Here is a 22,957-nt window from a genome sequence, read left to right on the forward strand (position 1 = left end):
TTTTAGACGGAGGACGTTCTTGTTATAGAAGGTAGACATGAAAGGAGTTTGTTGGCATGAAAGAAACATCAGGAAGTAATATAAAATGGATTCCTTTTTTCATTACCATTGCAATTGGTTTGATTATTTGGTTTATACCGACACCTGCTGGAGTAAAAGAAAGTGCTTGGCATTTGTTTGCTGTGTTTGTTGCAACAATTGTCGGTTTTATTTCAAAACCATTACCTATGGGAGCTATTTCAATTATTGCTATGGCAGTAATCGCGGTTACTAATACGCTAACAATTGAAGAAACGCTAAGTGGGTTTGGTAATTCGACGATTTGGCTTATTGTTATTGCGTTCTTTATTTCGCGTGGATTTATTAAGACGGGGTTAGGTGAGCGTATAGCTTATTTATTTGTTCGGCTATTTGGAAAGAAAACGTTAAGCTTGTCGTATTCTTTATTGTTAAGTGATTTAATTTTGGCGCCTGCAATTCCGAGTAATACGGCACGTGCAGGAGGTGTGATTTTTCCTATTATCCAATCCTTATCACGTACATTTGGTTCTAAACCAGAAGATGGTACAGAACGTAAAATGGGAGCCTTTCTTTTGACGGTAGGATTTCAAGGGAACTTGATTACATCTGCTATGTTTATGACAGCAATGGCAGCCAATCCTTTAATTGTTAAGCTAGCGAGTGATACCGCTGGAGTAACATTAACGTGGTTTGGATGGGCAACTGCTATGATTGTTCCAGGATTAGTAGCATTGATTGTTGTTCCATTTATTATCTATAAGATTTTTCCTCCAGAGATTAAAGAAACTCCAGAAGCAAGTCGAATTGCAAAAGAGAAATTAGATGAGTTTGGTCCATTAAAAAGCTCTGAGAAACGCATGATTGCAGTGTTTATCGTTATTTTAGGACTTTGGATTGGTGGGGATTCTTTAGGCATTGGTGCCACAACAGCTGCTTTAATAGGGCTTTCCTTACTTTTATTATTAGAAGTGCTAACATGGTCAGATATTAAAAATGAACAAGGAGCTTGGGATACGCTTGTTTGGTTTGCGACGCTATTTATGATGGCCTCTTTCATGAACACGCTTGGACTGATTCCGTGGTTTAGTAAAGAGGTCAGTTCGGTAGTGTCTGGATATAACTGGATGTTAGCGGTGTTGATATTAGCACTTGTCTATTTCTATTCACACTATTTCTTTGCAAGTTCTACAGCGCATATTAGTGCCATGTATGCCGCGTTTCTATCTGTTATGCTTCAAGCGGGAGCACCAGCCATGCTTGCGGCGATCCTATTAGCAGCATTCAGTAATTTATTTGGTTCCACAACTCATTACGGTTCTGGTCCTGCTCCTGTATTCTTTGGCGCAGGTTATATTGAACAGAATAAATGGTGGACGGTAGGCTTTATGGTCTCTGTCGTTACGATTCTCATTTTTGTTGTAATCGGTGGCTTATGGTGGAAGCTACTTGGCTATTGGTAAGATAGGATTGAGCACGGCTACACAAGGACAACCAGTCTTTAAGCCGTGCTTTATTAAATTCTTTTCCTCTTTTAGAGTCTCTTCCTGCTTCGTCAAATCTTTGGTAGGTTGGAACGAGTAAATACAATGCAGGTAAATTCATTAAGCAAAAATTAAAATATTTCCTTTTTAGTTTTAGAAGGAGTAACTATTAAAATGCTTCTATCATTGTTATCTGCTTAGTTATTTTTTAGTAGCTTTTGTTTGTGTTAAAGAAATAATTGAATTACTTGTAGCAAATTGATATATTAATTTATAAATATGTAATCAATGATGTGATCAAGTAAATAAGGATTGTGAAACAGAAAATATAGCCTTGGCTGAAAGCTATATCACCCCTCCTTATTGAACCCTACCACGGAGATGTTAGATAATGACTAACCGAGTCGTTTCGTTACAAACGTTTAAAGGACTTAATATTAATTATTAATGTCGAACTAAGGTGGTACCACGTCTATTAGCATAAAGACGTCCTTTTCTAAGGACTCTTTATGCTTTTTTTATTTTTAAAAATTATTATTTCATTTTCTCAGGAGGAAAAGACGATGTCACAAAAAACAAACGATTTTTCAAAATGGTATATTGATACGATTCAAAAAGCGGATTTAATGGATTACACTCCAGTTCGTGGTTGTATTGCATTTAAGCCAGATGGTTATGAATTATGGGAACATATTCAAGAAGAGATGGATAAACGGTTTAAAGAAACCGGTCATCGAAATGCATACTTCCCAATGTTAATTCCAGAATCCTTCTTCCAAAAGGAAAAGGATCATATTGAAGGATTTTCACCAGAGCTTCCTTGGGTAACAGAAGCTGCAGGAGAAAAATTAGATGAACGTTTAGCACTGCGTCCAACTTCAGAAACAATGATTGGACATTTGTATTCAAATTGGATTAAAAGTTATCGAGATCTTCCAGTTTTAATTAATCAATGGGCAAATGTATTCCGTTGGGAGAAGAAAACTCTACCATTCATCCGTACCTCTGAATTTTTATGGCAAGAAGGTCATACTGCTCATGTGGATGAAGTAGATGCACGTAAGGAAACAATGCAAATGCTAACTATTTATAAAGAAGTCGTAGAAGGATTACTTGCGATTCCGGTTTATGATGGGCAAAAGACACCATTAGAACGCTTTGCTGGTGCGGTTGATACATTCTCCATAGAAGCAATGATGAAAGATGGAAAAGCCGTACAAGCAGGTACCTCACACTACTTAGGTACAAAATTTGCGGAAGCATTTGATATAAAATATTTAAATAAAGAAAATAAACACGCATATGTTCATACAACATCTTGGGGTACGTCCACACGTTTAATTGGTTCAGTCATAATGGTTCATGGCGATGAACAAGGTCTTGTTTTACCACCAAAAATCGCACCGACTCAAGTTGTTTTGATTCCAGTTGGACCATGGAAAAAGAACCCTGCAATTATCGAGAAATTAGATGAAATCTTTGCAGCTTTAAAAGCGCAAGGAATTCGTGTTCGTCTTGATGATTCTGATCAATCACCAGGCTATAAATTTAATGAATGGGAGTTAAAAGGGGTACCTGTACGTATTGAACTGGGTCCACGTGATTTAGAAAATAATCAAGGTTTAATGAAAGCACGTGATGTAGAGGGAAAAGTTTCCGTACCTTTAGAATCAATTGTTGAAAGCATTACAAAAGAACTTGAAACAATGCAAACTCGTCTATTTGAAAAAGCAAAAGCTTTCCGTGCGGAGAATTCACACACACATATCGATACAATCGAACAGTTAGAACAACATCTAGCAGAATCCGAACAAAATGGAACAATTCCTGGTTGGATATTAGCTGGTTGGTGCGGAGAGGATGCTTGTGAAGAAAATATAAAAGAAAAAACAAAATTCACAACACGTAACATTCCATTTAACCCACCGACAACAAAGCATACATGTCTTCATTGTGGTAAAGAAGCAAAACATACGGTTTGGTTTGCTCGTGCTTACTAATCTGCTTTTGTCAGATATTATACTTAAACTATCAGGGGCTTTCGTGAGAGAATAATTAATCGATTTTTAGCTAAGATCATATTTTAGGTATTTCATTTAAGGGCGCGATTATTGAAAAAGAAGTGAGAGGTTGATACATATTAGTCTGTATAATATGTATCAACCTCTATTTTATATGATTTTTTATGAATTAGGTCTTGATATATTTCAAAACTGCAATCTTGAAGTTATCTTACAGTAAAAGAGATAAAGTGCATTATATACATAATACAAACAAATACACGCACAAAAACAATTAATGATTATTATATGAGTCAATTTCATAAGTGCTTTTTAGTTAAAGAATACGAATATTTTCTAAATAAACGATTCAAAAATTCGGATAATATTTAATTTCCAGTATTCGCTAAGTATGCCGCTCCAGATGGCGCTTTCCGCGGGCGAGCGGTGAGCCTCCTCGTTCGCTTCGCTACCTGCGGGGTCTCACCTGTCTCGCTTTCCCGCAGGAGTCGCCATCTTCCGCTTATTGGACAAAGTTCTAATAAATATGGCATATAGCAATGGTCTATTTAATGTTCGTGTTTATTATCAAATCTTTGAATTATGAAATTGATTCATATATATAAGTTATAGGAGATTGTAATTCAATGTTTAATTCAAAATTAAAAAATGCGTTTCCAAAGAAGTATTCTGAGGAAATCAAAGTCATTTTAAATAAATTGCCATTAAAAGTATGTAGGACTCAAATATCAAATACTTTTCAAGTTAATTTAAATCAGGAAGAAATATATATTCCTGAAAGAATTTATTTTAAAGAAATTTCCAAGGAACTGTATGATGAGTTTACCCCCATACAAAAAACGATTGTTGATTGTATTTATACAAGGCATAAGAATGGTTTTATTCGCGAAAAATATTTATATAAACTCCTACAACGTGGCCATTGTCATTACTGGGTTACTCCATATCTTATTAAATTATCCGGAGAGTATGTAATTGAGATATTAAACGTATTAAAAGAATGCATACCTCAATTAAATGATACTTTTATAAGGACTTATTTGGTAGAGAATAAAAGAATTTATCACCTTACTGAACAAAGAATAATAAGTTATTGGAATTGTTACTATAGAGAGGAATTTCCTATGAAAGATGAATATATAGGATTTCAATTACTTCACTACTATAGAGGATGCTTGCTCCAAAACCTCAGTAACAAAGAAAAAAGCCCTTATTAGAGAAGTTAGAGTTTTTGAAGGAGCATTGGGAGCTAGTTATCTTTAAAAACCTTCTATCATTCAATTTGATAGAAGGTTTTTGAAATTCTAGGCACAAAATTAAATAGCTTTATTTATATTCGGATTTTGATATCTATTTTAATATATCCTTGTGAATAAATTTCATAATGTAAAATTTATATGAAATATACGAATATTTAAAGATATCCAATTTTGTACATTGTGAAGCGAAAGACGGCGAGTCCTACGGGAAAAGCTTGAGCTGAAAGCCCCGCAGGAACGGTTTTAAGGAACAAAGCCTAAGAACGCCACGTCCTGTGGCAACGGCTTCGTGACCAACATCCTGTTGGCCCGAGGAGATTGAAGCCAAGCCCGTGGAAAGCGCCGTCTGTAGCGCAACATCCACAACCTAAAAATTAAAAGATTGAAAATAATATGATTGCCAGTATAGAACCTAATAGAGGAATAATGACTGTTAAAGCTCCAAAAGCAGGATATGCTCCTTTATATGATTCTTGTGCAATCGAATGAATGGTTGTGACAACATAGCCACTATGAGGTAGTGTATCAAGAGAACCGGAAGATATAGCTACTACACGGTGTAAAGCCTCTGGATCAACACCTGCATCCAAATAATGCGGTGCGATTAATGGTAATGCGATAGCTTGGCCACCAGAAGAGGAACCAGTTAAACCTGCTAAAACGGCAACAGCTAATGCGCCACCAACTAATGGACTACCAGGGATATGGGTCATAAAATCTACTGCTGCTAAAAATGCAGGTGTTTCTTTCACAACACCACCAAATCCAACGATAGCAGCTGTATTAGCTATAGCAATAACGGCTCCAAGTCCTCCATCTGCAATCGCTTTATTACGATTTTTCATATATTTGTAGCTTACTAAATACGTTGTTAATATTCCGCCAATTAAAGCAATAATAAGTGCAGATGTACCTAACCGTTCATGGAAAATAAATGAGAAACCAAGCACTACAAGTAATGGAGTCATACTTAGCAAAGGATTAGGAAGTGGACGATTGCTATTTTCACCGATTTTATCAAACTCTTTTGCTACAAATCTTTCGCCTTTTTCCATTGCTTTTGACATCATACGTTTCAACCACCAAAAACCAAACGTAGCCATGAAGATAGAAACAACTAAACTAACTTCCCACCCAGCATACGGTGTCGTTTTAAGAAAAGTAATAGGAATCCAGTTTTGTATTTCAGGAGATCCTGCCGAAGTCATTGTAAATGTAACAGAGCCAAGAGCTAATGTAGCAGGTATAAATCGTCTAGGGATGTCCGCTTGTTTGAATAGGCTCAATGCCATTGGGAACACAGAGAAAGCAACGATAAATAAACTAACACCGCCATAGGTTAAAACAGCACAAGCAATAACGACGGATAACGCAGCATATTTCACCCCTATTTTTTCAACAATCCATTTGGAAACACTATCCGCAGCACCGCTATCTTCCATGACTTTTCCGAAAATAGCACCTGCTAAAAACATCAACCACCATGATCCGATAAATCCGGTAAATCCATTCATATAACTCGTAAGAAGATTGGGACTTCCTTCTGCTGCTAATTGAGGGAACAGCGTAATTCCACTGAAAACTGCAGCAATTAATGCGGCAAAAGGAGCTGCAATAAGTACATTAACGCCTCTAACAGTTAAATAAATTAATAATGCCAAACTACCAAATACACCGATAAATCCTAACATTTCTATCGACCCCCTTTTGACATACATATGCCACATTTCAATCTAATAGTATTGAAAGAACGTTAAAGTTAGTAAAAAGAGTTTAAATGTTAACTTGAGTAAATTAATTTCATAATTCAAAGATTTGATAAAAATCACGAACATTAAATAGTCCGTTGTTTTATTCCATATATCAAGCGGAAAGCGCCATCTGGAGCGGTATCTAAGTAAATGCTAGAAATGGACTATTATCCAAAAAATTCATCTCTCTATTGATAGTTACCACAAAATAGAATGAAACATTAATATTTTTGACTACAAATTAATATAAATGATTAGAAAGCGGATATAGATAGATTCTCATCAGATATTGATAAGAAACGAGGAGATTGAAGATGGATATCGGTCATTTCACAAGGAGACTTTATAGAGCACCAGATGAACAATTGAAGCAAAAAACGGCAGTGCAAGAAGAATCAGGCCGTTCATGGAGTTTTGCAGAACTACACGAAAAATCCAATGCTTATGCCAATCAGCTTTTGAAAATGGGTGTAAAAAAAGGGGATCGTGTAGGGATTCTTCTTTACAATTGTTTGGAGTATTTTGCGATATATTTTGCCATTGGTAAAGTTGGTGCGATTGCTGTTCGCATTAATTTCAGACTTACAGCAAGCGAACTTGAATATATTCTCAACGATTCTAAAACTAAAATTCTTTGTTTTCACGAAGAGTTTGGCGAAAAAATTACACCAATTTATGAAAAAATCTGTACCGAACAGTTTATTTGCCTTTCAAAAAAAGGTGAAATACCATCTTGGGCGGATGACTGGAATGTACTTTCTAATGGATCGACCGAGGAAGTGGAGAATATCGATATCTCTTTAAATGACCCGGTTATGCTCATGTATACATCTGGGACAACCGGCAGACCAAAAGGAGCACTTTGGACACATAATACAACCTTTTGGTTTTCAACAATCCAAATTATGCAATGGGGTTTTACAGGAAATGAAATTGCCATGACAACGGGGCCATTGTATCATGTTGGCGCAATGGAAGATGTGGCATTACCCGTTCTATTAATGGGCGGAACGGTCATCATTACCAAAAGTAAAGGATTCGAAATAGAACGTGTGCTAAAGGTAATTGAAAAAGAACAGGTAACGGATTGTTTCTTATTCCCATTTATGATTTACGAGATGTTAAATATACCGAATCTGTCGGATTATCAGTTAGCACATTTAAAAACAATCTTTACTGGTGGAGACCCATTGATGCCTTGGGCTATAGAAGAAATATATCGTCTATATCCACAAGTAGGGATTGTACAAGTGTATGGTTTAACGGAAGGACAACCAATTGCTGCTTGTTTAGATCCAAAGTACTCCATAACGAAAAGTGAAACGGTTGGAAAACCACTTCCATTAACCGAAATGCGAGTGATGAAGGACGATGGAAGTGAGGCATTACCGGGTGAGGTTGGAGAAATTTGGATTAAAAGTCCAGGTGTTTCTGAAGGATACTGGGAAAAGCCTGAAGCAACAGCAGATACATTTTGTAATGGTTGGTGTAAAACAGGGGATCTAGGTAAGTTTGATAAAGATGGTTTTTTATCAATAGCGGGCCGTAAAAAAGATATGATTCGAAGTGGTGGAGAAAATATTTATGCAGCTGAAATTGAAGATGTGCTTTATCGACATGAAGCGGTAAAAGCCGTCTCTGTGATTGGGATACCCGACAAAAAGTATATTGAATCTGTATGTGCAGTGATTGTGTTGAAAGATGATGCCAAGATATCTGAAAAAGAGTTAATCCAATATAGTAAGCAGTTTTTAGCAAGTTATAAAACGCCTAAAAGAGTAGTTTTTGTAGACGACATTCCCCGTACACCTTCAGGGAAGGTAAAGAAGTTTGAGTTACGCGATATATATGGTATCGAAGGAGGGGTTTTATGAATAGTAAAGAAAAGGTAAGTTTAACAATTGAAAATCAAATAGCCATTCTTATGATCCAAAATCCACCCGTGAATATACTTGATGCCGATGTAGTCGAGGAATTACATCATAAAATAGATATAATAGAACAAACATCAACTATCAAAGTTGTGCTGATAACGGGAGATGGGGGAAAGGCGTTTATGGCAGGAGGAGACATAAAGTCGTTTCCTGAATGGATGGGAAAAGGGGTAGATGTTGCTAAGGAGAAATCACAATGGCTACAACACCCACTCAATCGAATCGAAGCATTGCCTTACCCAACCATCTGTATTTTAAATGGTGTTGCGCTTGGTGGAGGGTGTGAATTGGCGTTAGCTTGTGATATTCGTATCGCAGAAAAGCATGCTACCATAGGATTACCAGAAATAAAACTTGGACTTTTTCCTGGTGCTGGTGGCACTCAAAGACTTGCCAGATTAGTAGGAAAGGCGAAAGCCAAAGAAATCATTTTCACAGGCGAACCCCTATCAGCAGATCAGGCTCTAGCAATAGGATTAGTGAATACCGTTGTACCGAAATGGTATGGCTTAACGACTGGTATCCAACTGGCAAAAAAAATAGCCACTCATTCACGCCAAGCATTAACCTATGTTAAGCAAGCAATCGATGAAGGATATGAACAAAACCTATCAGATGCTCTTATTACCGAAGCTGACTATTTTGGCCATGTGTTCCAAACAGAAGACATTAAAGAAGGCGTTGCAGCATTTATTGAAAAAAGAAAACCGCGGTTTTTGGATTGATGGGGTAGGAGAAAAGGAAAGAACATATTAAATAATGAAGGTATTATCATAATGACACACAGTACAGTAAAATGGTTTAACTTGGCTTCATGACCACAGTGTAGTTAAACTATAATTTTACACTCTTGGTAAGACAAGCAACCTTATAGTTAAAGATATATAAATAATTTGAAGTAAAGATAGTAAGGATTGAGTATTCCTGCTATCTTTTTTCTTTATTAATATTCACTTTCAAGTAACCTATCATTTAGGGCAATAATATCTACCCGTTCCATATTATTAGGAAAGTTTGCTAACAAATAAGGCTGGTTGATTTTCTTATTCAAGTAATTGGCAGGAAAGTTGAATAAGGAATGATATATTAATATAATAGATTGAGGTTAACTAAATTTCTATTGAATTAACGAATGCATAGTTGCCGCAAAGTATTTGGATAACTACTTGTATGGCACTGTTTCTTATAGGTGGTTAAAAATCTTCATAAGAAAGAAGCGACGATTTCTTAGCTCGTTATTACTTGTAAAAACCCGACACATTAACAATTGATAAAATGAAGCATGGATATTTTTGCGAATCATTTTGTTAATAAAAATGATAGGTTTGAAGAAGAAAAGCAATATAATAGGTAAATGAATAATCAATATGAGGTGAAAAATGAGAAAGCGAATTAAGAAAAAAATAGAAAATAGATATAATGCATTAAATAATGCAATACGTCAAAGTCATAAACGAAAAGGCAATAAGTTTATAAGATATGAGTTCTTACCAATCGGAAAAAGAGATAAGTATAATTTGAATAATGATGAATTAACTTATGATTATCCTTATGCTACACACTGGCTGATTGAGGCGATTGCTTGGAAACATGATAATATTTCTCAAATAAGGATTTTCCCTTGTTCAAAAAATGGAGGCACTACAGATATCTCCCCAGTTCAAATTATTGTATTTTATGATATAAATGTTAATGAGATTTTAGAAACGTTTGAAAAAGTAGTTGAGGATATGAAGAGTGATAGGTTCTGGAATACCATCTATTAAGATGTTATGAAATTTCATAAACTCGTCGTTTAACTGTATGCAATTATCCAGTATTAATGTTTTCTTCATCATAAATTTAATTTTGAGCTCTAGTATGTAAGTGTTGTGCAGAGATAATAAAGTTGTTTAATTCTAACTCCAGAAATGCAGTAACCACCTACAAGTTAATCAAGTAGGTGGTTTTTAGTATTTAAAATTAAATTTTATTTGTTACAGTCTTTGTCCTAAAATGATTTGCTGTACTCATTTGAAGAGGAAAGATAAATAACATAATTATTTTTTAATTCGAAAATTTTTCATGTACGCATAAAGTTCAATACCTAGCATAAAGAGCGTTGCAATTAAGAATCCAATCATAAAAATTTCATGTACAAGTGCAAAATACGCTATATAAATTACAATAGCAACTAAAAATAAAATGACTAAGAAATGGAACTTTACTGTTTTTTCATTATTCACGATTTGCTTTTTTATATTACTGTCACCTTTAATCAAATTATCTAAGCTAATATTCATTTCATCGCTTAATAAAATTAAATTTTCAATATCCGGAGCACCCTTCTCTTGTTCCCATTTTGAAATTGCCTGTCTAGTAACACCAATTTTATTTGCTAATTGTTCTTGGCTTAAATCATTATTTTTACGATAATCTAAAATCGATTTGCTGATTTTCATTTTTATCACTCCTTTTTACATTTGATATCATCACCATACCAATTTTATTTCGGTTGCAAACGAAACCAATAGTAGCAAGGCCGCAACGCTACGTTGCAACTAAAAAGTAAATGAAAAAATCTTTGATTTAAACTTTATTCCAATTATCAAACTATAAATCCACACCAATTCCACACCAATTCCATACCATTTTTTAACATCAATTTTATTTTATAAAAGACTTTATAATTTTTAAACAACTTTATTATTCTTGAACAAGTGTTTGAGAAAAAGCAAAAGTAATAATTGCGTGTGTGTTTACGTAAATAATACTGAATGATTAGACCTTTGAACACAGGAGGTAAATGATGGAAGAAAACAATAAAGGTCCGCTGGATAGGTTAAAAGTACAAAACGATTCAAATTCTAATAAATCTCAGAACCAAAACACAATGTCTCAAACTCAAACAGATTTAATGAGTAAACAAGTTCAACCACATTGGAAAAAAGTTATAACTCATTCACAAACTGTAGGAGATAGAGGGCCTGTACTTCATCAAGATTCAATTTTGCATGAAACATTGGAGGATTTTGTGCATACCAAAATTATCGAAAGGCCAGTACATGTAAAGGGTTATGGTGCTTTCGGATACTTTCAGACTGAGCACTCTATGAAAGACTATACGAAGCTTAGCTTTTTACAAAATCCAGGACATCAGGTTCCCGTTACTGTGAGGTTTTCGTTTGCTGTTAGTACGAAAGGTACTCCAGATACTTCCCGTAATATAGTTGGACTCTCCACCAAGTTTTACACAGATGAAGGTGTTTTTGACTTGCTTTGCAACCATATCCCCGTATTTCCTATTCGAGATGCCATGCGATTTCCAGAATTTATCAAAGCCAATTCTCCATCACCAGTAAACAATCTAATTGTTCCAGAAAGATTTTGGGCGTTTGTAGCTAGCGCGCCGGAATCTACACATCTTGTTGTTCGCCTTTTCTCGGACGCTGGTACAATGAAAAATTTTCGTCATATTCCAGGGCACAGTGTGAATACCTATGTTTGGAGAAATGCACAAGGTGTTCGCTATTTTATCAAATACCATTGGCTTCCACTTGCAGGTGTGGAGTATTTAAACAGTCAAGAAGCTGCAAAATTGTCAGGAGAAAATCCTGATATAGCAGGTCAAGATTTATATGATACCATTGCCTCCGGAAAGACTGTTGAATATCAACTTTATGTGCAGCTTATGGATCCAAATGATGTGGCAAAGCTTCCTTATGATCCGTTAGATCCTACAAAGCTTTGGGATGAACGACAATATCCAATGCGAGAAGTTGGCCGACTCGTATTGAATAGAAATCCACATAACTATATGGAGCAGGTAGAAAAATTGGCCTATTCACCTTCAAACCTTTTAGAAGGTACTGAATTATCAGATGATAAAATATTGCAAGGTCGTGCCAATATTTACTCGGACTCACAGCGTCGTCGCATAGGTCCAAATTTCCGTGACATACCTGTTAATCACCAAAAAGATTGGTCACCTTCTTCACTCGTAACAAGCGGTAGTGGTAGGTATGTGGAAGGAGAGCTGGTGCGATCTGATATTCCAAAGCAGGATGACTTTACACAAGCTGGTGAGTATTACGAATCTTTACCGCCAGACCAGCAAGGAAATTTAGTCAATAACCTAGCTATTGATCTTTCCGGTATATCATCTAAAACGCAAAAGATTGTCTTAAATTATTTGTATAAGGCATCTTCAGAACTAGGGGAGCGTGTTGAGCAGCAAATTGAGAAGCTGGAAAAGAAATGATTGATTATTTTGACCAAATGTGAATGGTCTTAATTGTCCTGAATTCGTTTTTACTGGTCATATTTTCTTGTATTTGTCGCTGTCCTTTATGGATTTAATTAAGCATAAAAAGAACCACAGTAATGGAAACTGTGGTTCTTTAATTTTTTTAATTTGTCGTAAAAAACTCAGGTATATCCATCGTTACATAGGAAAAACTGTGGAAGAGTAATAAAGAAAGGAGTGTTTTCGTTGAAAGATCATAAGTTACCACATCAACAGTTGACGACAAAAGATAATGGACTATCATCGATGCAAGAAGTAATTTATCGAAAAGATTTCAAACGAGCTGTAAATGCAACTGAACAAAACGAAAAAAATAAAAAGTAAAATAAAAATAAAATGGACCTTGAATTAGTTTATTCAAGGTTCATTTATTAATTATGATGAGAGAAGTTGTTCTTATTCTTGTATGTATTCTCGTAATTAAAATTGATAAGTTTATTGAGAGTTTTCCTGATCGATTTTTAGGGTAATAGAAAGAAAATGGTATCGCTATGACTTTTGGGAACATATTTATCTGTTTCAGTATTTGCTTTTTCTTTTTGATAGAATGAAAATGCAACGATGCCGATTAAAAGCGCAGTGCCTAATATAATTAAAAACTTACTTGTCTTTCTCATAAAAACCCCCTTAGAATATTTTTTCCTTAACATAAGCATCATTATTGATGTACGGGCTTTTTTGCTATGTATTCTTACTTACTCACACTCTTTTGGATGCACCCCATTAGGTAGACAGTTTCAAAAATATTTCTCCTAATTCATTTTTTTATCCCTTTTAAATCACCATAATTCTCAACGATATTTTTTAACTCTTCTAGAGTTGTCATTAAATAGCTCTGGTCGCTCAAAAATTCAAATTGTAATATATTTTCTTTATCTAAAAACTCTTGAAAAAATCCTTCTATTTCAATTTGACCTGAGGGATTAAATTTCATTTCAAATTTAAAGGTTTCATCTCTATTTGAAAAAGTGATAGCGCCTTTTAACAGCTTATAGGCCTTTTGCAATTGTTTGAACAACGTATAAATCTGACCTGTAGTAAACCATACTTCGGCATCTTTTACATAATAATTTTCGCTTTTAAGTGATAATTTTCCTTGAACATCATATCCACCGTCAAAACTAGTTTCATCTGGAAAACCGAATACTTCATTGAACTCTATTTGAATGAATCCTTGTTTACCATCAATTATAAAATTATTCAATTACAACACCTATCTTTTCCTTTCATTATAGACTATCACTATACCGATAGTTTTGTTATACTACCAATATTTTATGAAATCTTGAAGTTTGTATCGTTTATAGTGTAAATGATTTACCTACTTAAATGTACCTGGTTTTTATTTAAATAAAGACATTTTGAACTTTTTAGCTGTTGTCGGGTGTGAAATTGATATGGATATGTATGTAGATAAATACAAATACTCTATAGATAAATCTTATGTTCGAGATGGAAGATGTCTGTATCACTTGTTCTCATGAATTTCCTTTATACTGTAAATAAGAATATAAAAAAGCGAGGAAAAAATATGCAAGAAAATCAAAGCTATTTGTCACTACCTGCTTCCTTTTATAAAGTTGCACCATTAAATCCAGTGAGTAATCCTTCGTTTTTAGTTATCAATGAACAATTAGCTGATGAGCTTGGGATTGATGCTAGCAAATTAAAGAGTGAACGAGCACTGCAAATATTAGCAGGTAATGAGATGCCTGAATCAGCGGCTCAAATTGCGCAAAGCTATGCAGGGCATCAGTTTGGGCATTTTACAATGCTTGGAGATGGACGTGCACTTTTAATTGGTGAGCAAGAAACGAAGCAGGGACTAAAAGATTTTCAATTAAAGGGATCTGGAAGAACACCTTATTCACGTGGGGGAGATGGGCGTGCTGCAGTCGGTCCAATGTTAAGAGAGTACATTATTAGTGAGGCTTTACATGCACTCCACATTCCGACGACGAGAAGCTTAGCTGTTGTTAAAACGGGAGAGCATGTTTACCGCGAGTGTGTATTAGATGGTGCGATTTTAACAAGAGTCGCTTCAAGCCATTTACGAGTGGGTACATTCCAGTTTGCACGGCATTTTTGTGATCATGAAGATTTAAAGGCACTTGCGGATTATGTAATTCAACGTCACTATCCTTCACTTGCAACTCAGGACAATCGTTATGCTGAGTTTTTCAGTCATGTGGTTCATCGTCAAGCGAAGTTGATTGCAAGCTGGCAGCAAATTGGCTTTATTCATGGTGTGATGAATACCGATAATATGACAATTAGTGGCGAAGCCATTGATTTTGGACCGTGTGCTTTCATGGATACATTTGACCCGTCGACAGTTTTTAGCTCTATAGATAGAGTGGGACGCTATGCTTATGAAAACCAGCCGAAAATCGGGGGCTGGAATTTAGCGCGACTAGCCGAAACTTTATTACCACTTGTGCATGAGGATGAGGAGCAAGCTTTAGAAATAATGCAGGATAAGCTTGATGAATATCCAAAAGCATTTCAGCAATATTGGTTAGAAGGCATGCGTAAAAAGTTAGGGCTACAGGTAGCAATGGAAGAAGATGCATCATTAATAGACCAACTATTAACGATGATGCATCAGCAACAGGCAGATTATACGAACACATTCCGAGGGCTAAGTACTGACCAACAGCTAGAAATTTTTGAATCAGAGGATTTTAAAGCGTGGCAACAGAATTGGCATAGACGACTACAGAAAGAAAATACATCATTAGAAGCTGCAAAGACCTCTATGCAAAAGATAAACCCAGCGATTATTTCACGAAATTATTATGTAGAAGAAGCACTCAATTTTGCTAATCAAGGTGATTTAACCTATGTTGAAAAATTAGTCGATGCGCTACGTTCACCATTTACAGTAAAAAAAGAACATAAGTATTTACAAACACCGCCAAAAGAAGACGGTCCTTTTATTACTTATTGTGGAACGTAGTAAAAGCGAGACGCCATTTTTTCCTATAAGAAACTCATTCCAATAAAATAGGAAACGGTAATACTGCTTAATCAAAATTAAACCTAAAAATCCCAATAAAAAAGCGGATAAAGCCTATTTTAATAATCAATAAGATTGAAAAGTGAGTGGTATTTTGATGGAGAATAAATATACATGCCCAATTTGTGGTTATAAAGGATTAGAGGAGCCTCCCTATAATGAAACATGGGGAGGATCTTATGAAATTTGTGAGTGTTGCGGATTTGAATATGGATATAGTGAAGATAATGAAGTGAATTTAGGGTTTTATGTTACACCTGTTCATTTATATGAAGCTGTTTTTCAATTATATCGAAAAAAATGGGTTGAAAATGGGATGGAAATTTTTAAGCCAGATAAATTTCCTGAAGAATTTCAAGAGAATGGGAAGTTGAAAGAAGACATAATAATAAATCAATTGAAAGATTTAGGTGTGGATTTGAAAAATTTTGATGTTGATAATATTGATTTTGAGGAATGAGCATAAAAAATTATTGAAATCAAATAATGAACAACTCAAAATAAACCATCTTTCTATAAAATAAAAACCAGACCTAGCCCTCAAGCTAAAGTCTGGTTTTTCTCGTCTTCATATCAACGTGATTAAGCAATCGTTGATTCTGAATCGTTTGAGCTTTCTTCTATTTCACTTTATAAGAATACATTTGAAATGTTCTATGCCTGGGCGATATAAATAGGCATTGAAATCAGTAGCATTATCCACCCATTGTTCATAAATTGTTTAGGAGGTATTTGAACTAGTGGATTCACCTATTATACAGCTGATTTAGTTCATTTTTATTTGTTTCCATTTTTATGATCTTAGCAAATCTTGTTAATTTAATTTCAGGAGGTGGCAAGAATGAATGATTTCCATAACGAACTCCAGATGTTGAATGTTGGTGATTTCCATATGAGTGAGGCAGTTGCTTTGGACCCAAATGGATCCTCAGGTCCAGTTGCGCAGCTCAGTCCTATGGGAGGCTTTGGCCGTTGTTCTAATTGTTCTAATTGTTCTAATTGTTCTAATTGTTCTAATTGTTCTAATTGTTTTAGATGCTCTAGTTGCTTCTTTACCTGTTTTAATTGTTTTAGATGCTCTAGTTGCTTCTTTACCTGTTTTAATTGTTCTAATTGTTTTAGATGTTCTAGTTGCTCTAATTGTTTCCGTTGCGGTGGTCGCTAAGGTAGCCGTGTCCACACTTGATATTTCTAGATTTCTAACAAAAACCGTGATTGCCAAGGTCCCTGCAGTTGTTGCAGGGACTTTTCTCAATAGGGTTAAACATATGAAACAAGTTACGCTGCATAGGATGTAATGTTAGTCATATACGCTTAGGAATAACTATGGTTAAGGAGGAGTGTATTGCCAAATTTGACCCCTATGATGCGTCTGAAAGTAAAAAGGGACACATTTTTTCTCCCCGATTCAAATAGTGGTGTGTATTTTCGAAATAATAAAAGTTCTTTTCGTGTGGAAGGTCAGGAGATCGTTCAGTGGATTGAAAAACTGATACCGATGTTCAACGGGAAGTACACGTTAGGGTATTTGACAGATGGGTTGCCTGGTCCATATCGGGATCGTGTCTATGAGATTGCGGAAGCACTGTACCAAAATGAGTATGTTCGGGATGTGAGCCAAGATCTTCCTCATCAATTGGCGGATCAGGTTCTTAGTAAGTATGCCTCTCAAATTGAGTTTTTGGACAGTTTCGGTGATTCGAGTGCGTACCGATTTCAAACCTATCGCCAGGCAAAAGTGTTGGCAGTTGGCGCGGGCCCTTTTTTTGTTTCGTTGGTTTCTTCATTACTTGAATCCGGATTGCCCAAGTTCCATATTCTAATCACGGACTCGGTGTCGACCAATAGACGGCGGTTGATGGAACTCGTGGCACATGCCCGTAAAACAGACATCGAGGTAGAGGTAGAGGAGGTTAGTCCGCAGAAGGAAGGGGAACGATTTTGGCGGGATATTGTTCAGCCATATGATTCGATATTGTATGTGTCACAGGAGGGCGATATTGAGAAACTCCAAGTTCTTCATAAGGTTTGTAGGGAAGAAAAGAAGGTGTTTCTCCCTGCTATAAGCCAACAGGGGGTGGGCCTTGCGGGTCCGCTAGTGCATCCAGACTCTAAGGGGTGTTGGGAATCTGCGTGGAGGCGTATACACCGAGATGTACTTTCCAAAGAGCAACAGTACACCGCTTTCTCTGCAACAGCAGGGGCAATGTTAGCCAATGTAATCACATTTGAATTGTTTAAAGAGATTACAGGAGTGACCGAATCTGAACAGAGGAACCTATTCTATCTGCTTGATCTAGACACATTGGAAGGAAACTGGCATTCGTTTTTGCCTCATCCGTTGGAGGATGGACACGTGTCTAGCGAATGGATAACAGATTTAGATGTGCGTCTTGAACGAAGCTTAAGCAAAGATGAAACGAATGGATTATTACTTTACTTCAGCCAGTTGACATCGGAAGTATCAGGAATTTTTCATATTTGGGAGGAAGGAGATCTAAAGCAGCTGCCTTTAGCTCAGTGCCGCGTTCAGGCGGTTGATATGTTACCTGAGGGACCCGCTGAGCTTTTACCAGACATTGTTTGTACAGGTCTGACGCATGAGGAAGCACGGAGGAAAGCGGGACTTTCTGGGATAGAATCGTATGTGTCACAAGCGGTCAAACTACTCGCTGCTACCCTACCATCATATAAGGAAAAAGAGGAGAATGGGGTAGAAATAAAGGAATTCATCGGAGTTGGAGCGGGGGAAACAGTTACGGAAGGTATTTGCCGGGGATTGCAAAGGTGTTTGGATAAAGAGCTAAGCAAGCAGCTGATAAATAAAAAAAATCATGTTGCTCAGTTGCACTTGGAAACAGTAGAAGATGAACACTGCCGGTTTTATTTGGAGGCATTGGCCACAATGCAGGGCTCACCGACGATCGGAATAGGAGAGGAAGTGAACGGTTTTCCTGTCATTTGGGTAGGAACGAATGACGGCTGGTATGGTAGTGTAGATTTGAATATTACATTGGCGTTGCGAAAAGCGTTACAACAGGCGCTTATGAAGGTACAATGCCCTACGGCTTCCCACCTGGTGCAAGCGCAGGAAGTTTCATCCGTTATACTGGAAGAAAAGGTGCCACTAAGCCTTGTTATCTCTGTTTATGATGAGAAGAAACAGTCCGAGATTTTACAGTCCGCTATACAAATCCTAGAACGGAATCACAAACGGCTTTTAGTGTTTGATCTAGCATTTGAACCATTTTTGAAAGAGGGACTCGCAGGGCTATTTGGCGTGTTATTACGAGATGAGGGAGGATTCCGGTGAGTGCGGTCGTGATGGTTGTTGGAGAAGGATTATTGGCTGACCGTGTTTGGGAGGATCTATCCACTCAATACGAAGTAATACGCCGCTACGATTTCGAGGCGGGAGTACCAGAAACGATTAATCTGGTTCTGGTATTACACGATACCTTGAATCCTTCCATTCATAAAAAGTCGGAAGAGGTATTGAGGCCAACCGGTATACCTTGGCTGCGAGGATTTGTTTCATATGGAGAAGGAGTGATTGGGCCACTAGTACGTCCGGAAATACCAGGCTGCTCCCGGTGTGCAGATAAGCGACGTATCATGGCAGGACGAAACCGTAAAGAGATGTGGGAGATGGAACAGAGACTTAAGGCTAAGGTTCACGGTGGAATTTCGTGTGATGCTTGGGCATCGCGTACGGGACTATTGCAAATGGCGCACCTTCTCGAGGCAGAGGTACAGAGCATATTAGATGGAGATCAGGCTTATTCGGAAGGTCGTTTATGTTTAATCAATCTAAAATCGCTAAAGAGTTCATGGCATCCGTTTCTTCCTCACCCGTTATGTCCGGTCTGTAGTCGATTACCCAATGATTCACCAGCCGCGGCCCGAATTACATTGCAATCTAGTCTGAAGATCAGTACTGACAGCTTCCGATGTCGTTCCATGGATGACCTGAAAAATATTCTAAGCAATGATTATCTGAATGAGCGGACTGGTTTATTAAATGGTAAAATGTATAACCTCATGCTGCCATTTGCCGATGTAAGTGTTAATTTGCCGTTGTTTACGGGAGACGAGGGTGTGGCAGGCCGAACTCATTCATACAAGGTTAGTGAGGCCACGGCTATTTTGGAGGGGTTAGAGCGGTATTGTGGTCTTTTTCCAAGTGGAAAACAAACAGTGGTTCATGACAGCTTCCGCAATCTGGAAGACCGAGCGCTTAATCCTCTCAAGGTAGGTGTGCATTCAAAGGAACAGTATGCGCTGCCTAATTTTCCGTTCAAACCGTTTAATCCTGATCGATCCATCGATTGGGTTTGGGGTTATTCGTTTTTGCAAGAGTGTCCTATTCTGATTCCAGAGTTACTTGCTTATTACAGCTTGGGCTACGATGAGGGATTTGTCTATGAAACTTCCAATGGATGTGCGGTAGGCGGTAGTATAGAGGAGGCAATTTTCTACGGTATTATGGAAGTTGTAGAGCGTGATTCGTTCCTGATGACTTGGTACGCAGAGCTGGCACTCCCACGTCTTGACCCTTATTCTACTAATGATCAAGAATTAAAGTTGATGATTGACCGTGTGCGGGCGGTTGGTGGATATGATCTCCATTTTTATAACTCGACGATGGAGAACGGAATTCCAAGTGTTTTGGTGCTGGCGAAAAACAGGAAAAAAATGGGGTTGAATATCATCAGTGCGGCCGGTGCTCATCTGGATCCATTACGAGCGGCGAAAAGTGCGATTCATGAGTTGGCTGGCATGATGCTAATACTTGATGAGAATTTAGAAACAAACCGGGAGGAGTATGTGCGAATGTTGAAAGACTCTTCCTTGGTACAGAAGATGGATGATCATGGGATGTTGTATGGGTTGCCGGAAGCGCAAGAACGCCTACAGTTTTTGTTGGATGATAGTCGGCCATTGCGAACGTTTGACGAGGAATTTAAATGGGAGGCAGTACATGCAGATCTTACGGATGATCTGCGGGATATTCTCCAGGTGTTTAGGGGATTGAACCTCGATGTAATCGTGGTTGACCAAACGACACCGGAACTCAAAAAAAACGGATTGTTTTGCGTTAAAGTACTAATTCCGGGGATGCTGCCAATGACATTCGGTCAACATCTTACCCGAATAACAGGGCTTGAGAGGGTGCTCCGGGTGCCAATGGAACTCGGATATAAGGAACAACCGCTAACACTTGGACAGTTAAATCCATATCCGCATCCGTTCCCATAACCAGTGGTTAGGAGGTAGGAGGATGAATCTTGATGCATTTCTGCACAATCTCCATTTTGATATTGAAAAAGCAAGCGAGCCAAACAGGGAAGTGGATTGGGATGATGCACCGCTTACGTATAAGCTCTATCGTGGCTTACCTGTGATTCCGCTTCCTTTAGAAGTACCGTTGACGCTTAAAAGGCCGGAAGCAACTGTAAAGCCTGACTTAAGCAGAATCGGTCATTTTCTCTGGTATGTATATGGTCTAACTCAATTTAGCGAGTCTGTGATGAACTTGGATTTCAGCGATCAAGCCATAGACCTAATGCAGTCGAAACGGCGGTTTGTTCCTTCCGGTGGGGCGCTGTATCCAAACGAATTGTACGTTTATTTGAAGATAGAGAATTTGCCTGCCGGTGTTTACCATTATGATGTAGCACATCATCGCTTAGTGCTGCTGCGAGAAGGAAATTTCGATTCATATATATCCCGGGCACTTGGTAATCGCTGTAACATATCCGATTGTTTTGGTACTGCTTTTGTATCGACAATGTTTTGGAAAAATTTTTTTAAATACAATAACTTTGCCTACCGTCTACAAGGGTTGGATGCTGGTGTACTGATTGGACAATTATTGGAAGTAGCAAAATCTTTTGGCTTCGAAACTGGGGTATACTTCCAATTCCTTGATCGAGCCATCAACCACCTACTTGGGCTTTCCGAACAAGAGGAGAGTGTGTATGCGTTGATTCCTCTATCGGAGGAATCAACAAGCTGTTTCAACAGAAGTAACATAGATGGGGATGACTCTGCCACTGAATTATGCCAAGAGTTGACAGCAATTCAGTCTACTCATTACGTCCAATCACGAAGGGTTACAGAGTTTCCGATGTTAACCAAGATGAATGAAGCGTCTTTGTTGGAATCAACGAGATCGTTTCGACAGATCAAGGAGGAGCAAATAAATTGTGAGGGTCAAACGGTGACTCTGCCTTATGTGAAGCAATTATCGTATGATTTGGCGTCGGCCTGTCGAAAGCGATTTTCACCGGACATAGATTTCGTTTTGGAAAAGGTAAGTCAACTGCAGCTTGCCACACTGTTTAAGGGAGCGATGGATTCATTCTCCTATCAAAATGATTTGGATGGAGTACAAAAGAAACAGAAGCCCCGTGTCTCTCTTTTCGGATGTTTGTATAATGTCGAGGGCATTCCGAATGGTGCATATCACTATGACAGCTCTACCCATGCGTTACGTCAAGTACAACTCGGAGATCAGCGTTTACGGTTACAGCACGGAATGTCCGGAGGTAATGTAAATATGTTCCAAGTACCGCTTTGTCTGCATGTGGCAGGGGACAAAAATCATTTCAAAACGGAAATGGGATACAGGGGATATCGCATCCAACAAATGGAAGCGGGTATGCTGGTGCAAAGACTTCTGCTAGTAGCGTCAGCCCTTGGATTCGGAGGGCACCCACTCCTCGGGTTTGATGCGAACATATGTGATGAGATTTACAAGATGAGTACACAAGAAAAAACCAACCTTATCCAAATCCCGGTAGGTCAGTATAGACACCGTCCTTGGTTAAGTGGAAGTCTGCATAGTTAAGTAAGTGGTAATGTGGAGTAATACCTCTAAAGAAAATACTTCTGATAAAAATGTTCATAGGACAGTTTAGCTCACGTACTAAGCTTACCAACACATTGAAAAAATGCATTACCAATTAACTTCTTCTTTAGAAGAAACTTAGGTAATGCATTTCATGTGTATTCTATCATGGTCCAACAGGTTGGATTGCATCTTCCGCTTTTCTTCCAGTATGTGCGATTTTATACCGATTTTAGAACCTCAGATACTATCCTCTTATAGGCAAAAAGATTGCAAAAGGATAAAATAAAAACCAGACCTAGCCCTCAAGCTAAAGTCTGGTTTTTCTCGTCT

General features: G+C 37.5%; 18 protein-coding genes and 1 other annotated feature. Of the genes, 14 read left to right on the plus strand and 4 right to left on the minus strand.

Going from position 1 to position 22,957, the window contains the following annotated elements:
* Positions 1 to 56: 56 nt before the first annotated feature.
* From ACIQ4I_RS13295 to ACIQ4I_RS13305, 3 genes are all read left to right on the plus strand, one after another.
* Positions 57 to 1,481: an anion permease gene (locus ACIQ4I_RS13295; protein ID WP_403096529.1), complete on the plus strand. Its 1,425-nt coding sequence runs from the start codon at positions 57 to 59 to the stop codon at positions 1,479 to 1,481.
* Between the two features lie 300 nt (positions 1,482 to 1,781).
* Positions 1,782 to 1,999, plus strand: a binding site (T-box leader).
* Positions 2,000 to 2,065: 66 nt separating this feature from the next.
* On the plus strand, positions 2,066 to 3,502 hold the full coding sequence (gene proS / locus ACIQ4I_RS13300; RefSeq protein WP_403096530.1) for a proline--tRNA ligase: 1,437 nt from the start codon (positions 2,066 to 2,068) through the stop codon (positions 3,500 to 3,502).
* 647 nt (positions 3,503 to 4,149) lie between these two features.
* A complete protein-coding gene (locus tag ACIQ4I_RS13305) occupies positions 4,150 to 4,740 on the plus strand; it encodes a hypothetical protein (RefSeq protein WP_403096531.1) in 591 nt (196 codons plus the stop codon).
* Between the two features lie 416 nt (positions 4,741 to 5,156).
* Here the strand turns inward: ACIQ4I_RS13305 and ACIQ4I_RS13310 are convergent, their stop codons facing one another.
* Complete coding sequence (locus tag ACIQ4I_RS13310; protein ID WP_403096534.1) at positions 5,157 to 6,473, minus strand: GntP family permease; 1,317 nt, start codon at positions 6,471 to 6,473, stop codon at positions 5,157 to 5,159.
* Between the two features lie 374 nt (positions 6,474 to 6,847).
* Here ACIQ4I_RS13310 and ACIQ4I_RS13315 point away from each other — a divergent pair, with 374 nt between their 5' ends.
* The 3 genes from ACIQ4I_RS13315 to ACIQ4I_RS13325 all read left to right on the plus strand — a co-directional run bounded on the left by ACIQ4I_RS13315 (position 6,848) and on the right by ACIQ4I_RS13325 (position 10,233).
* Positions 6,848 to 8,407 carry a class I adenylate-forming enzyme family protein gene (locus tag ACIQ4I_RS13315; RefSeq protein ID WP_403096536.1) on the plus strand — a complete coding sequence of 520 codons (1,560 nt, stop codon included), beginning with the start codon at positions 6,848 to 6,850 and terminating at the stop codon, positions 8,405 to 8,407.
* On the plus strand, positions 8,404 to 9,192 hold the full coding sequence (locus tag ACIQ4I_RS13320) for an enoyl-CoA hydratase (RefSeq protein ID WP_403096539.1): 789 nt from the start codon (positions 8,404 to 8,406) through the stop codon (positions 9,190 to 9,192). Before ACIQ4I_RS13315 ends, ACIQ4I_RS13320 begins: the two co-directional genes overlap by 4 nt.
* A 654-nt stretch (positions 9,193 to 9,846) precedes the next feature.
* The gene (locus ACIQ4I_RS13325) at positions 9,847 to 10,233 is read left to right on the plus strand and encodes a hypothetical protein (protein ID WP_403096541.1); all 387 of its coding nucleotides are present in this window, start codon (positions 9,847 to 9,849) and stop codon (positions 10,231 to 10,233) included.
* A gap of 273 nt (positions 10,234 to 10,506) precedes the next feature.
* Here ACIQ4I_RS13325 and ACIQ4I_RS13330 read toward each other — a convergent pair whose 3' ends face one another.
* Positions 10,507 to 10,908, minus strand: a complete 402-nt coding sequence (locus tag ACIQ4I_RS13330) for a helix-turn-helix domain-containing protein (protein WP_403096543.1) — start codon at positions 10,906 to 10,908, stop codon at positions 10,507 to 10,509.
* Between the two features lie 455 nt (positions 10,909 to 11,363).
* Here ACIQ4I_RS13330 and ACIQ4I_RS13335 point away from each other — a divergent pair, with 455 nt between their 5' ends.
* Positions 11,364 to 12,707, plus strand: coding sequence for a catalase (locus tag ACIQ4I_RS13335; RefSeq protein WP_403096815.1), 1,344 nt, complete (start codon positions 11,364 to 11,366; stop codon positions 12,705 to 12,707).
* Positions 12,708 to 12,938: 231 nt separating this feature from the next.
* Positions 12,939 to 13,076 (plus strand): YfhE family protein, encoded by a 138-nt coding sequence (locus ACIQ4I_RS13340; RefSeq protein ID WP_403096546.1) that lies wholly within the window; start codon positions 12,939 to 12,941, stop codon positions 13,074 to 13,076.
* 137 nt (positions 13,077 to 13,213) lie between these two features.
* Here the strand turns inward: ACIQ4I_RS13340 and ACIQ4I_RS13345 are convergent, their stop codons facing one another.
* Positions 13,214 to 13,369: a hypothetical protein gene (locus ACIQ4I_RS13345; protein ID WP_403096549.1), complete on the minus strand. Its 156-nt coding sequence runs from the start codon at positions 13,367 to 13,369 to the stop codon at positions 13,214 to 13,216.
* Between the two features lie 140 nt (positions 13,370 to 13,509).
* Positions 13,510 to 13,956, minus strand: coding sequence for a WapI family immunity protein (locus tag ACIQ4I_RS13350; RefSeq protein ID WP_403096551.1), 447 nt, complete (start codon positions 13,954 to 13,956; stop codon positions 13,510 to 13,512).
* A gap of 327 nt (positions 13,957 to 14,283) precedes the next feature.
* Here ACIQ4I_RS13350 and ACIQ4I_RS13355 point away from each other — a divergent pair, with 327 nt between their 5' ends.
* The 6 genes from ACIQ4I_RS13355 (at position 14,284) to ACIQ4I_RS13380 (ending at position 22,624) form a co-directional block, all read left to right on the plus strand.
* A complete protein-coding gene (locus tag ACIQ4I_RS13355; protein WP_403096554.1) occupies positions 14,284 to 15,711 on the plus strand; it encodes a protein adenylyltransferase SelO in 1,428 nt (475 codons plus the stop codon).
* Positions 15,712 to 15,868: 157 nt separating this feature from the next.
* The gene (locus tag ACIQ4I_RS13360) at positions 15,869 to 16,231 is read left to right on the plus strand and encodes a hypothetical protein (RefSeq protein WP_403096556.1); all 363 of its coding nucleotides are present in this window, start codon (positions 15,869 to 15,871) and stop codon (positions 16,229 to 16,231) included.
* A gap of 432 nt (positions 16,232 to 16,663) precedes the next feature.
* Complete coding sequence (locus ACIQ4I_RS13365; protein WP_403096818.1) at positions 16,664 to 16,936, plus strand: hypothetical protein; 273 nt, start codon at positions 16,664 to 16,666, stop codon at positions 16,934 to 16,936.
* Between the two features lie 180 nt (positions 16,937 to 17,116).
* Positions 17,117 to 19,084, plus strand: coding sequence for a putative thiazole-containing bacteriocin maturation protein (locus ACIQ4I_RS13370; RefSeq protein ID WP_403096559.1), 1,968 nt, complete (start codon positions 17,117 to 17,119; stop codon positions 19,082 to 19,084).
* On the plus strand, positions 19,081 to 21,030 hold the full coding sequence (locus tag ACIQ4I_RS13375) for a TOMM precursor leader peptide-binding protein (protein WP_403096561.1): 1,950 nt from the start codon (positions 19,081 to 19,083) through the stop codon (positions 21,028 to 21,030). Before ACIQ4I_RS13370 ends, ACIQ4I_RS13375 begins: the two co-directional genes overlap by 4 nt.
* 22 nt (positions 21,031 to 21,052) lie before the next feature.
* Complete coding sequence (locus ACIQ4I_RS13380; protein ID WP_403096563.1) at positions 21,053 to 22,624, plus strand: SagB family peptide dehydrogenase; 1,572 nt, start codon at positions 21,053 to 21,055, stop codon at positions 22,622 to 22,624.
* Positions 22,625 to 22,957 lie beyond the last annotated feature (333 nt).

The sequence above is a fragment of the Rummeliibacillus sp. NPDC094406 genome (genome assembly GCF_044763875.1).
Taxonomy (GTDB): domain Bacteria; phylum Bacillota; class Bacilli; order Bacillales_A; family Planococcaceae; genus Rummeliibacillus.